The organism is Sediminibacillus terrae, assembly GCF_009602435.1.
GTDB lineage: Bacteria > Bacillota > Bacilli > Bacillales > Amphibacillaceae > Sediminibacillus > Sediminibacillus terrae.
Genome location: NZ_VZDQ01000006.1, coordinates 13334 through 26739 on the forward strand (window position 1 = coordinate 13334; position 13406 = coordinate 26739).

The window sequence follows — 13406 nt, forward strand, 5'->3', positions numbered from 1 at the left end:
ATACAGAGGATGTCGCGGGTATAGCCAGAACTCTTTTAAACAGTCGCTTGTGCTTTTTTACTAAGATAAGGAATGAGTTCTTTCCATATGAGGATTCAGAATCAGGGGATGATTCAACAAGAAGGGAGGCGGTCTTACGTGGGTTTTTTCAGGATGCTGAAAGAGGATATTCTAGTCGTGTTTGACCAGGACCCGGCTGCCCGTACTTATTTTGAAGTGGTTTTAACCTATTCAGGATTGCATGCCATCTGGGCGCATCGGGTGGCGCACGCTCTTTATAGCAAGAAGTTTTACTTTATTGCCCGGGTAATTTCACAATTCAGCCGTTTCTTGACAGGGATTGAAATTCACCCTGGGGCAAAAATAGGAAGAAGATTTTTTATTGACCACGGAATGGGTGTGGTGATCGGAGAAACATGTGAAATCGGTGATAACGTTACAATTTTCCAAGGGGTTACCTTAGGAGGCACGGGAAAAGAGAAGGGAAAAAGACATCCAACGATTAAAAACAATGCTTTAATTGCAACCGGGGCAAAAGTGCTCGGTTCGATTGTCATTGGTGAGAACTCCAAGGTGGGGGCTGGATCGGTGGTCCTCCATGATGTTCCAGACCACTCAACAGTTGTTGGGATTCCCGGACGAGTAGTTATACAAAATGGGGAACGCGTACGAAAAGACCTCGATCATCATAAACTGCCTGATCCCCTTTCGGAAGTGATGAAAGATATGGACGCTGAAATAAAGGCTTTGCGCAAGGAATTGGATGAATTAAAAGGAGTGAAAAGTCATGACGATACAACTCTATAATACATTGACCCGGCAAAAGGAACCCTTCGAAACCATTGAAGAAGGAAAGGTGAGAATGTATGTCTGCGGTCCAACTGTTTATAACTATATCCATATAGGGAATGCACGGCCTGCCATTGTATTCGATACAGTAAGAAGGTATTTGGAATATCGTGGATATGCGGTCAACTATGTGTTGAACTTTACGGATGTCGACGACAAAATAATCAAAGCCGCAAATGAGCTTGGGGAAGAAGTGCCGGAGATATCGCAGCGGTTTATCAATGCCTATAAGGAGGATGTCGGTGCTCTGGGTGTTAAGCAAGCTGACCATCATCCCCGCGTAACGGAAAGCATGGAGGAGATTATTGATTTTATAGCCTTGCTTATAGAGAAAGGGCATGCATATGAAGCAGACGGTGACGTGTATTTCCGCACCCGTTCCTTTGACAATTATGGAAAACTATCCCACCAGTCGATCGACGAGCTTCGATCAGGCGCCAGAATCCAGATAGGGGAGAAAAAAGATGATCCCCTTGACTTCGCTTTATGGAAACAGGCGAAATCAGACGAAATTTCGTGGGATTCTCCCTGGGGCAAGGGCCGGCCGGGGTGGCATATAGAATGCTCGGCCATGGCCAAGAAATACCTGGGAGACACTATTGACATTCATGCAGGCGGACAGGATCTGACTTTCCCCCATCACGAGAATGAAATAGCTCAATCGGAAGCCGGCAATGATAAGCAGTTTGCGAACTATTGGATGCACAATGGTTACATCAATATAGATAATGAAAAAATGTCCAAATCCCTAGGGAATTTTGTGCTGGCTCATGACCTGATAGAACAGCATGATCCCCAGGTAGTACGATTCTTCATGTTGAGCGTCCACTACAGGCACCCGATCAACTTCAGCGAGGCATTGCTGGAGAGTGCAAAAAATAGTCTGGACCGGATCAAAAATGCCTATTTGAATCTGGAGCATCGCAAGCAATCCAGCACTAATCTTGACGGAAACGAGGAAGAATGGCTGGATAAAGCGGAGGGCTATCAGAGAAGATTCATCGAGGAAATGGACGACGACTTCAATACGGCCAATGCCATAGCTGTATTGTTTGATATAACGAAAGATGCCAATGTTTACTTGCAGTCCAAACAAACTTCCGAACGGGTCATCAACAGACTGATGGAACTGTTGGAACAGCAGACAGACGTCCTTGGCATACGGTTGAAACAAGAAGAAGAATTGCTGGATGAAGAAGTAGAAGCATTGATCAAGCAAAGGATTGACGCAAGAAAGAACCGTGACTTCGCATTGGCGGACCAAATCAGGGATGATTTGAAGGAACAAGGAATCATTCTCGAGGACACCCCCCAAGGCACGCGGTGGAAGAGGGGCTGAGCATGGCGGAGTTCGACGTGAAACAAATGAAGAGCCTGACGCTCGCTTACATGGGTGATGCCGTTTACGAGATTTATGTAAGGCATCACCTTATCAGCAAAGGAAACGTAAAACCGGATCAGTTACACCGGTCGGCGGTCGCGTTTGTCTCCGCGAAGTCGCAGGCCAAAGTGATTAACGATTGGCTGGAGAAGGATTGGCTATCCACGGAGGAAGAGGGTGTCGTCCGGAGGGGGAGGAATGCCAAATCCGGAACGGTGCCTAAAAATACTGATGTCCAAACCTATCGATATAGTACTGCTTTTGAAGCGTTGTTGGGCTATTTGTATTTGAAAGGAAATACAAATAGGCTGGAACAATTAGTGGCGGCGGCCATAGCATTCGTAGAAGGAAAGGGGTTGATCAATAATGGCTGAAGAATGGATCATTGGCAAAAACCCGGTTACTGAAGCATTGAGATCCGGGCGTTCGATCAATAAAATTATGATCTCAGACCAGCTGCAAAAACAGGCAGCACATAAAATTCAATCACTTGCCAAGGAGAATGGCGTGACAGTGCAGCAAGTGCCGAAACGAAAGATAGATCAACTGGTCGAAGGCAACCATCAAGGTATAGCGGCAGCCGTTGCAGCTTACTCCTACAGCAGTCTCGAGGATTTATTCACGGCAGCCGAAAAAAAGGACGAGCCTCCTTTTTTTATGATATTAGATGAAATAGAAGACCCGCATAACCTAGGGTCTATTCTCCGTACCGCAGATGCTGTCGGAGTTCATGGGATTATCATTCCAAAACGCCGGTCGGTCGGTTTGACTGCAGTGGTGGCAAAAACTTCGGCTGGAGCGATTGAGTATATTCCTGTCGCCCGCGTCACCAATATTGCGGCCACCATCGAGGAATTAAAGGAACGTAACGTATGGGTAGTCGGCACCGCTGCTGACGGATCAGAGGACTACCGGGAAATGTCGGCAGATATGCCATTAGCGCTTGTCATCGGCAATGAAGGCAAAGGGATGAGCAGGCTGGTGAAAGAGAAGTGCGATTGGACAGTAAGGCTGTCGATGAAGGGAAAAGTTTCCTCGTTGAATGCCTCTGTTGCTGCGGGTCTGCTTATGTATGAAGTTTTCAGAAAACGGAATCCGCTTGGTGAATAACGATGGATGTATTAGTGGTGGATGGATACAACATCATCGGTGCCTGGGATGAATTGAAAAAATTAAAGGATCATGACCTGGCTCAGGCCCGTGATCTTTTAATTGCAAAGATGGCAGAGTACCAAGCATACAAAGGAATACGGACCATCATCGTGTTCGATGCTTATTATGTACAGGGGCTGGCGAAAAAGCAGCAAAATTTCAAGGTGGAAGTGATTTTCACGAAAGAAAAAGAGACCGCAGATGAATGTATCGAGAAATTGATCAAGCAATTGAAAAATGTAAAAACACAAGTTTATGTCGCTACTTCGGATTTTACGGAACAACGGACCATTTTTGCTCAGGGGGCACTCCGCAAGTCTGCCCGCGAACTATATATCGAGATGCAGAATATCGAAAAAGAAATAGAAGAAGACCTGCAGTCCTATCGCAATATTCAAACTTCCACCAAGATTCCGATTCAAAAAGATGTTTTGGAAGTGTTCGAAAAATGGCGAAGAGGCGGACATTAGTCGACACCTGTTATTGACGATTGTGAAACGCTTACTGTATAATATTGCTATATTCACGGCAGTATAGTCGGGGGGAATCCTGGGTGACCATCACACACACGGAGACAGACGATCAGGAACTAGGCTATGAGAAACTTGAAGACGATGAACTGATTGAGTTGGTTCATCAGGGACAAACCTATGCCTTGGACTATTTGATTACGAAGTACAGAAATTTTGTCAGGGCAAAAGCCCGGACCTACTTTTTAATCGGGGCGGACCGGGAGGATATAGTTCAGGAAGGCATGATTGGTCTCTATAAGGCGATTCGTGACTACAAAGGGGACAAGCTTTCTTCTTTTAAAGCATTTGCTGAACTATGCATAACCCGTCAAATTATCACTGCAATCAAAACAGCCACCAGGCAAAAGCATATCCCATTAAACTCCTATGTTTCATTGGACAAGCCTATTTATGATGAGGAATCAGACAGGACACTCATGGATGTGATTGCCGGATCAAAGGCCGTCGACCCGCAAGAATTGATTGTGAATCGAGAGAAATTCGGTGACATGGAATATAAAATGTCAGAATTGTTAAGCGAATTAGAACAACAAGTGCTCAGTCTGTATCTGGACGGCAGGTCCTATCAAGAGATTTCCGTCGAATTAAAACGACATGTAAAATCGATCGATAATGCCCTTCAGAGGGTGAAGCGCAAACTGGAGCGTTACCTGGAAATCAGTGAGTTGAGTTTATAAACGTGACGTTGACAGGCTCCTGTTCCCATGCTACATTTGTATGGTGAAAAACCCTGAAACGGGGTGATAGGATGGGACGAAAAATAGTACTGGCCTGTGTTGACTGCTTGAGCAGAAACTACAGTACAGATAAGAATAAAACAGAGAATGCCGAACGGTTGGAAGTTCGCAAGTTTTGCAAAAGATGTGGAGCTCATACCCTGCATCGGGAAACGAAATAAGCAAAAGCCGGTCTATTGGCCGTAAGTTTGGGGGTAAAGCATGAAACTTATCACATTCTTTAAAAATGTTTCCAGGGAAATGAAAAAAGTGAGCTGGCCAAAAGGCCGGGAACTAACAAGCTATACAATTACAGTTGTGTGTACCGTTGCGTTTGTAGCAGTCTTTTTTGCTTTGATCGATTTGGGAATTACGGAAATTCTTAATCTATTGTTTGAATAATCATTGGTAGTTTATGCTATAATATAGTTAATCATACTTTTACCAGCAAAACCCGTGAACTGCGGGTTTTTTAAATTGGCAAAAATAATCAGTTTTCAATAAGGGAGGGAAGGGCAAGGGGATTGTCCTGAAATCATGGAAAAAAATTGGTATGTAGTCCACACTTATTCCGGCTACGAAAACAAAGTGAAGACAAATCTGGAGAAACGTTTGGAATCAATGGGAATGGAAGATAAGATTTTTCGAGTGCTTGTACCAGAAGACGAGGAAACAGAAATCAAGAACGGGAAAAAGAAGGTAGCTAAAAAGAAAGTATTTCCGGGTTATGTATTAGCGGAAATGATCATGACAGATGATTCCTGGTACGTAGTGCGCAACACCCCGGGAGTGACCGGATTTGTAGGCTCGACAGGTGCAGGCTCCAAACCCATCCCTCTCTTGCCTGAAGAAGCAGAGTTCATATTGAAACGGATGGGGATGCAAGAACAGGTCACCGAAGTGGACTTTGAAGAAAAAGAAAGCGTCCGCGTAACTGACGGGCCTTTCACGAACTTTACTGGCACCATCGAGCAAATTGACCTCGACAAGCAAAAAGTAAAGGTGCATGTAAACATGTTCGGCAGAGAAACTCCTGTAGAACTAGAATTCTCCCAAATCGAAAAACTATAATAGATGACGTAAGTAAATCGCAGGATTCCAGAAGGCGATGGCTGTTTGCCTGGTATCGTCATTGATCCCGGCTTGAGCTGGGAAGAACAGGTATTCAAACAACCCCTTGCATTTTGTTCGTAAAGATGCTAGAATTTTTATGTTCTTTATGCCCGGTGTATAAAGATATACGTTGAGTGGGAGGGGAAGACCCTATTACCACATCACGGACTTTAAGGAGGTGTGTCTCGTGGCTAAAAAAGTTATTAAAGTTGTAAAACTTCAAATCCCTGCAGGGAAGGCAAACCCAGCACCGCCAGTTGGACCGGCATTGGGTCAAGCAGGTGTAAATATCATGGGATTTTGTAAGGAATTCAATGCCCGCACGCAAGACCAGGCTGGCATGATCATTCCAGTAGAAATCACGGTATTTGAGGACCGTTCATTTACATTTATCACAAAAACTCCGCCTGCTGCTGTGCTTCTTAAAAAAGCAGCTGGGATCGAAACGGCATCAGGTGAACCAAACCGTAATAAAGTCGCTACTGTCAAACGCGACAAAGTAAAAGAGATTGCGGAAACCAAAATGCCAGATCTAAATGCTGCTAACGTGGAAGCGGCTATGCGTATGGTTGAAGGTACAGCGCGTAGTATGGGAATCGTTATCGAAGACTAATCCCACAGCGACTCTGATGAGTGAAGAAGGTTGCGATGATGGCGGAAGTGCCTTTCGCAACCTTTTTGTAGGACAGGGATTAAATCGTGATTGCTTCTGTGGCAATCATGTAGCGCGAGCCCGGCTGCCGAAGACGGCCGGTGAAGCTCGTTCCGCTTTTTAAAGTGGGAGGTATAACCGTTAAAACCACAATCAAGGAGGAAAAAATAATGGCTAAAAAAAGCAAAAAGCAACAAGAAGCTTTGAAACTTGTTGACCGTTCAAAAGCTTATGAAATAAAAGAAGCAGTAGAGCTAATCAAGCAAACCGCCAAGGCTAACTTCGATGAAACAGTAGAGGCTGCGTTCCGTTTGGGCGTTGACCCTAAGAAAGCGGACCAACAGCTTCGCGGTGCAATGGTACTTCCGCACGGAACTGGTAAAACTCAGCGCGTTTTGGTTTTCGCAAAAGGCGATAAAGCCAAAGAAGCTGAAAACGCTGGTGCCGACTATGTAGGAGAGCAAGACTTGATCAACAGAATCAACCAAGGCTGGTTCGATTTTGATGTTGTTGTAGCGACTCCTGACATGATGGCTGAAGTTGGTAAACTTGGACGCGTGTTGGGACCGAAAGGCTTGATGCCGAACCCTAAAACCGGAACGGTGACTTTCGAAGTCGAAAAAGCAGTTCAAGAAATCAAAGCCGGTAAGGTAGAATACCGTGTAGATAAGTCTTCCAACGTTCATGTGCCAATCGGAAAAGTATCTTTCGATGAAGCTAAGTTGATCGAGAACTTTGAAGCAATCACGGATACCTTGGTAAAAGCAAAGCCGCAAGCGGCAAAAGGTATTTACATGCGTAATGCTTCCGTTGCATCTACGATGGGGCCTGGCATCAAAGTAGACGTTTCTAGCTTCGTTCGCTAAAAAGTCTATTGACTTGTCATGAATGTTTAGCTATAATGTACAATGTTGCATAAGTTAAAGTAACTAAATATAAACGTTGTACCGTAGACAGCAGGTGCTGAACAAGCTTAATGTCCTGCCGAGGTGTGTGAATAGAAAACAATCAGTTGAATGATTGTTTCATCGAAAACAAAACCTCCATGTCTGCATGGAGGTTTTTTCATGTACTGACATAGGATCCCACGGTATGATGAAAAGTCAATAGGAGGTGGAACAATGTCCAAAACAATTGAGCACAAAAAACAAGTTGTAACGGAAATCGCCGACAAGTTCCGCGAAAGTAAATCAACAATTCTTGTCGATTACCGCGGTCTTGACGTTGCCGAAGTTACTGAACTTCGTACACAATTGCGCGATGCCGGTGTCGATTTCAAAGTGTACAAAAACACGATGACTCGCCGTGCTGCGGAAGAAGCGGAGTTGGCTGATTTGAACGAAACATTGGTTGGGCCGACAGCTATTGCATTCAGCACTGACGATGTAGTGGCTCCTGCAAAGATTTTGAACAACTTTGCCAAAGAACATGAAGCGCTTGAAATCAAGGCGGGTGTCATCGAAGGAAGCATCGCATCCATTGAGCAAATCAAGGAGCTTGCCGACCTGCCGAACTACGAAGGTATGCTTTCTATGCTGCTTAGCGTACTTCAAGCACCTGTCCGCAACTTCGCTTACGCTACTAAAGCAGTTGCAGAGCAAAAAGAAGAACAAGGCGCGTAAGCCGGTACTTGTTTACAGAGATTTAACGAGAAGCGTTTAAAATAAAACTAATTATCCCAAGGAGGAAGAAACATGTCTAAAGAACAAATTATTGAGCAAATCAAAGAAATGACAGTTCTTGAATTGAATGACCTTGTAAAAGCTATCGAAGAAGAATTTGGAGTAACTGCTGCTGCACCAGTTGCTGCTGCAGGTGCTGCTGGCGGCGGAGAAGCTGCTGCAGAACAAACTGAATTCGATGTTGTGCTGGAAAGCGCTGGATCTTCTAAGATCAAAGTTGTTAAAGCAGTACGTGAAATCACTGGTCTTGGCCTTAAAGATGCAAAAGATCTAGTTGATAACGCTCCAGGAGCAATCAAAGAAGGCGTTGCTAAAGAAGAAGCTGAAGAAATGAAATCTAAGCTTGAAGAAGCAGGCGCTTCTGTTGAATTGAAGTAAGGAATAAACAAGCCCGCCTTTACCGGCGGGCTTTTATTACCTTTAATGGGTCGGGTTTCTGCTCCGGTAAGTATGAAACACCTACACACCGGTTGTGCTTGAAAAGGTGTGAATGGTCGAATGAGTTTGTGCCCGGCCGTTATATCCTCTGAACCATTTTATCTAAGAAAAGCAGGTGCTTACCATTATGACTGAGCATTATTATTCAAGAAAACCAACCTCAGAAAGTGATCCGATATCATGGCATTACAAACTGAGAGGTTTTGACTTTTCTTTTACCACTGATCACGGAGTGTTTTCCAGAAACGAGGTAGACTTCGGCTCCCGTACTTTGATTGAAGGCTTTACGGAACCGGCGGTCACAGGCGGGTTTCTTGATCTTGGCTGTGGCTACGGGCCGATAGGCTTGGCATTGGCGAAAGCTTTTCCGCATCGTCATATCACCATGAGCGATGTCAATGAAAGGGCGATCGACTTAGCCAGAAAAAATGCAATAAACAATCAGGTGGAAAACGTAGAATTTAAAATAAGTGATCGTCTCCAGTCCTTCCAAAACGAAATGTTTTCAGCTATAGTAACCAATCCCCCTATCCGTGCAGGGAAGAAAATAATTTTCGATATGTTTGAAGAGAGCCATCGGGCGTTGCTTCCGCAAGGAGAGCTGACTGTTGTCATTCAGAAGAAACAGGGGGCTCCTTCTGCGCAAAAGAAATTGGAGCAAGTGTTCGGCAATGTCGAAGTGGTTATGAAAAACAAAGGTTATTACTTATTAAAATCTATAAAACAATAAGTTGCCGCCGGTTTTGTGCCGGAAATTTTATTATTGACTCGCCGTACCTGTTGTGGTAATATTGAAAAATGCCAATAGGCGACTTCCCTTGTCAAGGATTATTTTGCTTATTCACGTATAATCTTTTTTGATAAAGGAAAGAATGGTGAAATCGGATAATTTTTCCTATTGTTTCAAGAGAAATAAGGGAAGAATCATGTCGTTTTACCACTTTAAAAAAATTTAAATTTTTTTAAATGTCGCAGTATGCTTTCCAGCGGCAACAGGCAAACTGCCGGAAACCCGTTTCTAATCTAACGTTAGATGGATGGAAAATGTGATACAACATTCGCTAGCTGCGAATGTCTCAATAAAAATCTTGTGAACGATTGTTTTTGATTTCACAAGTTTGTTCGGTATGTTTACCGGACAATTTTGCGCTTATCACCGAATGCTCGTTTTACTGCTGAACAAGAGGGGTGTGATGGTGCGAAATCGCTTCACCTTAAGCTCGGCGAAAACGATATTGTTTTATTTTCAAGCATTATTGCTTTCCAGGCAGCAATGGTTGAATCTTGTTTTTTGCCGACAGTCTTGACGGTGGGCAGCGTTTTTTCTAATTCTTGATTTGAGGGGTGAATCAGTTGACAGGTCAACTAGTTCAGTATGGACGACACCGCCAACGCAGAAGTTATGCACGTATTAGTGAAGTACTAGAATTGCCAAACCTTATCGAGATACAAACAGCTTCCTATGATTGGTTTTTGGAAGAAGGTTTGCGCGAAATGTTCCAGGACATCTCTCCGATTGAAGACTTTACAGGGAACTTATCCTTGGAGTTTGTGGATTACAGCTTGGGTGAACCTAAGTATCCTGTCGATGAATCGAAAGAAAGAGATGTTACCTATAACGCTCCTCTTCGTGTTAAAGTCCGGTTGCTTAACAATGAAACTGGCGAAGTGAAAGAGCAGGAAGTGTTTATGGGAGATTTCCCATTGATGACCGATACTGGTACCTTTGTGATCAACGGTGCCGAACGGGTAATTGTATCCCAATTAGTTCGTTCACCAAGCGTTTATTATAATGTAAAACATGACAAGAACGGGAAAAGGGGTTATACAGCAACTGTAATTCCGAACCGTGGAGCCTGGCTTGAGTTTGAAACTGATGCCAAGGATGTTGTTCATGTTCGTATCGACCGTACAAGAAAGCTTCCGATTACGGTTCTTTTGCGTGCGCTCGGATTTGGTACTGATCAAGAGATCATTGATTTGCTAGGCGATAATGAATACTTAAAAAACACATTGGAAAAAGACAACACGGAAAACAGCGAAAAAGCGTTGCTTGAAATATATGAACGGCTGCGCCCTGGCGAGCCGCCGACAGTCGATAATGCCAAAAGTCTGCTTGTATCCCGCTTCTTTGATCCGAAGCGATACGACCTTGCGCACGTGGGCCGATACAAAATGAACAAAAAGCTTCATATTAAAAACCGTCTGTTCAACCAAGTCCTGGCTGAAACCCTCGTCGATCAAGAAACAGGGGAGGTCTTGGCGCAAAAGGGCGACACAATTGACCGCAGGCTGCTTGATAAACTCCTTCCTTATTTAGAAGGAACAGAAGAAAACACCGGGGATCAGATTCTGGAACCGCACGAAGGTGTGCTGGAAGATCCTATAAAAGTACAAACGATCAAAATCGTTGATCCAACTGACCCTGAAGGTGAAAGAACATTGAATGTCATCGGCAACGGCAATGTGGATGATAGTGTCAAAAACATTGCACCTGCTGATATCCTGGCGGCGATCAGTTATTTCTTCAATCTGTTGCACCAAGTAGGCGGCACTGATGATATTGATCACCTTGGAAACCGCAGGCTGCGTTCTGTCGGTGAGCTTTTGCAGAATCAATTCCGGATCGGTTTATCCAGAATGGAGCGTGTGGTTCGGGAACGTATGTCGATTCAGGACACCTCGTCCATTACACCGCAGCAGTTGATCAATATAAGGCCTGTTATTGCCTCCATTAAAGAATTCTTTGGCAGTTCCCAGCTTTCCCAGTTCATGGATCAAACGAACCCATTGGCGGAGTTGACCCATAAACGTCGTTTGTCTGCTTTGGGACCGGGCGGATTGACCAGAGAACGTGCTGGAATGGAAGTTCGTGACGTTCACTACTCCCACTATGGACGTATGTGTCCGATCGAAACGCCGGAGGGTCCTAACATCGGACTGATTAACTCCTTATCTTCTTATGCGAAGGTAAATAAATTCGGCTTTATTGAAACGCCTTACCGCCGTGTCGATTTAGAGACGGGCAGGGTGACGGAGCATATCGATTACCTGACTGCCGACGAAGAAGACAACTATGTAGTAGCACAGGCGAATGCTCGATTAAACGAAGACTGGTCGTTTACCGACGAAGAAGTAATTGCCCGTTTCCGCGGGGAAAACACTGCAGTTCCTCGCGACCGGATTGATTATATGGACGTTTCTCCAAAACAGGTTGTATCTGCTGCAACAGCATGTATTCCTTTCTTGGAGAACGATGACTCCAACCGTGCTTTGATGGGTGCGAACATGCAGCGACAAGCTGTGCCGTTGATGCAGCCGGAAGCACCGAGAGTCGGGACTGGTATGGAATATGTGAACGGAAAAGACTCCGGAGCCGCTGTCATTTGTAAACACGAGGGGATCGTCGAGCGGGTAGAAGCAAAAGAAATCTATGTCCGTCGTATTTCCGAAGTGGATGGAAGACGAGTGGAAGGCGACTTGGATCGCTACCGTTTGCAGAAGTTCATTCGTTCCAACCAAGGCACTTGTTACAACCAAAAACCGATCGTAAGCGTCGGCGACCACGTCACCAAAGGTGAGGTGCTTGGTGACGGACCTTCCATGGAAGATGGGGAACTAGCGCTGGGACGAAATGTCTTGGTCGGTTTCATGACATGGGAAGGGTACAACTACGAGGACGCCATTATCATGAGTGAGCGTCTGGTGAAAGATGATGTATATACTTCTATTCATATTGAAGAGTATGAATCAGAAGCACGTGATACAAAATTGGGACCTGAAGAAATTACACGCGATATTCCGAATGTCGGAGAAGACGCACTGCGCGACCTTGACGAAAGAGGGATCATCCGTGTCGGTGCAGAAGTCGAAGATGGTGACTTGCTGGTAGGTAAAGTTACACCTAAAGGGGTAACAGAATTGTCGGCAGAGGAACGCTTGCTCCATGCTATCTTTGGTGAAAAAGCACGTGAAGTGCGCGATACTTCCTTGCGTGTCCCTCATGGTGCCGGCGGTATTGTATTGGACGTGAAGATTTTCAACCGGGAAGACGGCGATGAACTTCCTCCAGGTGTAAACCAGCTTGTCCGTGTATATATCGTCCAAAAACGTAAAATTCATGAAGGAGACAAAATGGCAGGTCGACATGGTAACAAAGGTGTAATTTCCAAAATCTTGCCTGAGGAAGACATGCCATTCCTTCCAGACGGAACACCTATTGATATTATGCTGAATCCGTTAGGAGTACCTTCCCGTATGAATATCGGACAGGTACTGGAGTTGCATCTAGGTATGGCAGCAAGACAACTGGGCCTTCATGTAGCTACCCCTGTTTTCGATGGTGCCAGGGAAGAAGATGTTTGGGAAACACTTGAAGAAGCCGGAATGCCGCGGGATGCGAAGACAATCCTTTATGACGGCCGTACCGGTGAACCGTTTGACAACAGGGTTTCTGTCGGTGTCATGTATATGATCAAGCTTGCCCATATGGTAGACGACAAACTGCATGCCCGTTCTACTGGTCCTTATTCACTCGTTACGCAGCAGCCTCTGGGCGGTAAGGCTCAATTTGGCGGACAGCGTTTCGGTGAAATGGAGGTATGGGCATTGGAAGCCTATGGTGCTGCTTATACCTTGCAGGAAATACTGACAGTGAAGTCAGATGATGTTGTCGGACGTGTGAAAACGTACGAAGCAATCGTAAAAGGCGACAATGTTCCGGAACCAGGTATTCCTGAATCATTCAAAGTACTGATCAAAGAGTTGCAAAGTCTTGGCATGGACGTGAAGATGCTTTCCGCAGATGAGGAAGAAATTGAGCTTAGGGACATTGAAGAAGACGATACTCAATCCGCAGACAACCTGAATATTGAAGTGGAAGAAAGCTAA

At 44.9% G+C, this 13406-nt stretch carries 15 protein-coding genes and 1 other annotated feature; all 15 genes read left to right on the forward strand.

Annotation, left to right across the window (positions count from 1 at the left end):
- The first annotated feature begins 108 nt into the window (after positions 1 to 108).
- The 15 genes from cysE (at position 109) to rpoB (ending at position 13406) form a co-directional block, all read left to right on the forward strand.
- Positions 109 to 807, forward strand: coding sequence for a serine O-acetyltransferase (gene cysE / locus F6X55_RS02160; RefSeq protein WP_051381994.1), 699 nt, complete (start codon positions 109 to 111; stop codon positions 805 to 807).
- The gene (gene cysS / locus F6X55_RS02165; RefSeq protein WP_026569026.1) at positions 788 to 2188 is read left to right on the forward strand and encodes a cysteine--tRNA ligase; all 1401 of its coding nucleotides are present in this window, start codon (positions 788 to 790) and stop codon (positions 2186 to 2188) included. Before cysE ends, cysS begins: the two co-directional genes overlap by 20 nt.
- Before the next feature lie 2 nt (positions 2189 to 2190).
- Positions 2191 to 2604, forward strand: a complete 414-nt coding sequence (locus F6X55_RS02170) for a Mini-ribonuclease 3 (RefSeq protein WP_026569027.1) — start codon at positions 2191 to 2193, stop codon at positions 2602 to 2604.
- The gene (rlmB, locus tag F6X55_RS02175) at positions 2597 to 3340 is read left to right on the forward strand and encodes a 23S rRNA (guanosine(2251)-2'-O)-methyltransferase RlmB (RefSeq protein ID WP_153461789.1); all 744 of its coding nucleotides are present in this window, start codon (positions 2597 to 2599) and stop codon (positions 3338 to 3340) included. The genes F6X55_RS02170 and rlmB overlap by 8 nt, the downstream gene beginning before the upstream one ends.
- A gap of 2 nt (positions 3341 to 3342) precedes the next feature.
- Positions 3343 to 3852, forward strand: a complete 510-nt coding sequence (locus F6X55_RS02180) for an NYN domain-containing protein (RefSeq protein WP_026569029.1) — start codon at positions 3343 to 3345, stop codon at positions 3850 to 3852.
- A gap of 83 nt (positions 3853 to 3935) precedes the next feature.
- Positions 3936 to 4592 (forward strand): RNA polymerase sporulation sigma factor SigH, encoded by a 657-nt coding sequence (sigH, locus tag F6X55_RS02185; protein WP_026569030.1) that lies wholly within the window; start codon positions 3936 to 3938, stop codon positions 4590 to 4592.
- Between the two features lie 71 nt (positions 4593 to 4663).
- Positions 4664 to 4813, forward strand: a complete 150-nt coding sequence (rpmG, locus tag F6X55_RS02190; protein ID WP_081704471.1) for a 50S ribosomal protein L33 — start codon at positions 4664 to 4666, stop codon at positions 4811 to 4813.
- A 40-nt stretch (positions 4814 to 4853) separates the two neighbouring features.
- Positions 4854 to 5033, forward strand: a complete 180-nt coding sequence (gene secE, locus F6X55_RS02195; protein WP_026569031.1) for a preprotein translocase subunit SecE — start codon at positions 4854 to 4856, stop codon at positions 5031 to 5033.
- A gap of 135 nt (positions 5034 to 5168) precedes the next feature.
- A complete protein-coding gene (gene nusG, locus F6X55_RS02200; protein ID WP_026569032.1) occupies positions 5169 to 5702 on the forward strand; it encodes a transcription termination/antitermination protein NusG in 534 nt (177 codons plus the stop codon).
- 229 nt (positions 5703 to 5931) lie between these two features.
- The gene (gene rplK, locus F6X55_RS02205) at positions 5932 to 6357 is read left to right on the forward strand and encodes a 50S ribosomal protein L11 (RefSeq protein WP_026569033.1); all 426 of its coding nucleotides are present in this window, start codon (positions 5932 to 5934) and stop codon (positions 6355 to 6357) included.
- Between the two features lie 209 nt (positions 6358 to 6566).
- Positions 6567 to 7262 carry a 50S ribosomal protein L1 gene (gene rplA, locus F6X55_RS02210; protein WP_026569034.1) on the forward strand — a complete coding sequence of 232 codons (696 nt, stop codon included), beginning with the start codon at positions 6567 to 6569 and terminating at the stop codon, positions 7260 to 7262.
- A 63-nt stretch (positions 7263 to 7325) separates the two neighbouring features.
- Positions 7326 to 7472 (forward strand) — a sequence feature (ribosomal protein L10 leader region).
- A 45-nt stretch (positions 7473 to 7517) separates the two neighbouring features.
- Entirely contained in the window at positions 7518 to 8018 is a 501-nt protein-coding gene (gene rplJ, locus F6X55_RS02215) for a 50S ribosomal protein L10 (protein ID WP_026771007.1), read from the forward strand.
- A 72-nt stretch (positions 8019 to 8090) separates the two neighbouring features.
- Positions 8091 to 8456 (forward strand): 50S ribosomal protein L7/L12, encoded by a 366-nt coding sequence (gene rplL, locus F6X55_RS02220; protein ID WP_026569036.1) that lies wholly within the window; start codon positions 8091 to 8093, stop codon positions 8454 to 8456.
- 187 nt (positions 8457 to 8643) lie between these two features.
- Positions 8644 to 9246: a class I SAM-dependent methyltransferase gene (locus tag F6X55_RS02225; protein ID WP_153461791.1), complete on the forward strand. Its 603-nt coding sequence runs from the start codon at positions 8644 to 8646 to the stop codon at positions 9244 to 9246.
- 623 nt (positions 9247 to 9869) lie between these two features.
- The gene (rpoB, locus tag F6X55_RS02230) at positions 9870 to 13406 is read left to right on the forward strand and encodes a DNA-directed RNA polymerase subunit beta (RefSeq protein ID WP_026569038.1); all 3537 of its coding nucleotides are present in this window, start codon (positions 9870 to 9872) and stop codon (positions 13404 to 13406) included.

What these genes read in the sequence shown, in the direction of transcription:
- rpmG (WP_081704471.1), top strand. Translation starts at nt 4,664, where the DNA reads ATGGGACGAAAAATAGTACTGGCCTGTGTTGACTGCTTGAGCAGAAAC.
- rplJ (WP_026771007.1), top strand. Translation starts at nt 7,518, where the DNA reads ATGTCCAAAACAATTGAGCACAAAAAACAAGTTGTAACGGAAATCGCC.
- rplL (WP_026569036.1), top strand. Translation starts at nt 8,091, where the DNA reads ATGTCTAAAGAACAAATTATTGAGCAAATCAAAGAAATGACAGTTCTT.
- rplA (WP_026569034.1), top strand. Translation starts at nt 6,567, where the DNA reads ATGGCTAAAAAAAGCAAAAAGCAACAAGAAGCTTTGAAACTTGTTGAC.
- cysE (WP_051381994.1), top strand. Translation starts at nt 109, where the DNA reads ATGATTCAACAAGAAGGGAGGCGGTCTTACGTGGGTTTTTTCAGGATG.
- rlmB (WP_153461789.1), top strand. Translation starts at nt 2,597, where the DNA reads ATGGCTGAAGAATGGATCATTGGCAAAAACCCGGTTACTGAAGCATTG.
- F6X55_RS02180 (WP_026569029.1), top strand. Translation starts at nt 3,343, where the DNA reads ATGGATGTATTAGTGGTGGATGGATACAACATCATCGGTGCCTGGGAT.
- secE (WP_026569031.1), top strand. Translation starts at nt 4,854, where the DNA reads ATGAAACTTATCACATTCTTTAAAAATGTTTCCAGGGAAATGAAAAAA.
- F6X55_RS02225 (WP_153461791.1), top strand. Translation starts at nt 8,644, where the DNA reads ATGACTGAGCATTATTATTCAAGAAAACCAACCTCAGAAAGTGATCCG.
- nusG (WP_026569032.1), top strand. Translation starts at nt 5,169, where the DNA reads ATGGAAAAAAATTGGTATGTAGTCCACACTTATTCCGGCTACGAAAAC.
- cysS (WP_026569026.1), top strand. Translation starts at nt 788, where the DNA reads ATGACGATACAACTCTATAATACATTGACCCGGCAAAAGGAACCCTTC.
- F6X55_RS02170 (WP_026569027.1), top strand. Translation starts at nt 2,191, where the DNA reads ATGGCGGAGTTCGACGTGAAACAAATGAAGAGCCTGACGCTCGCTTAC.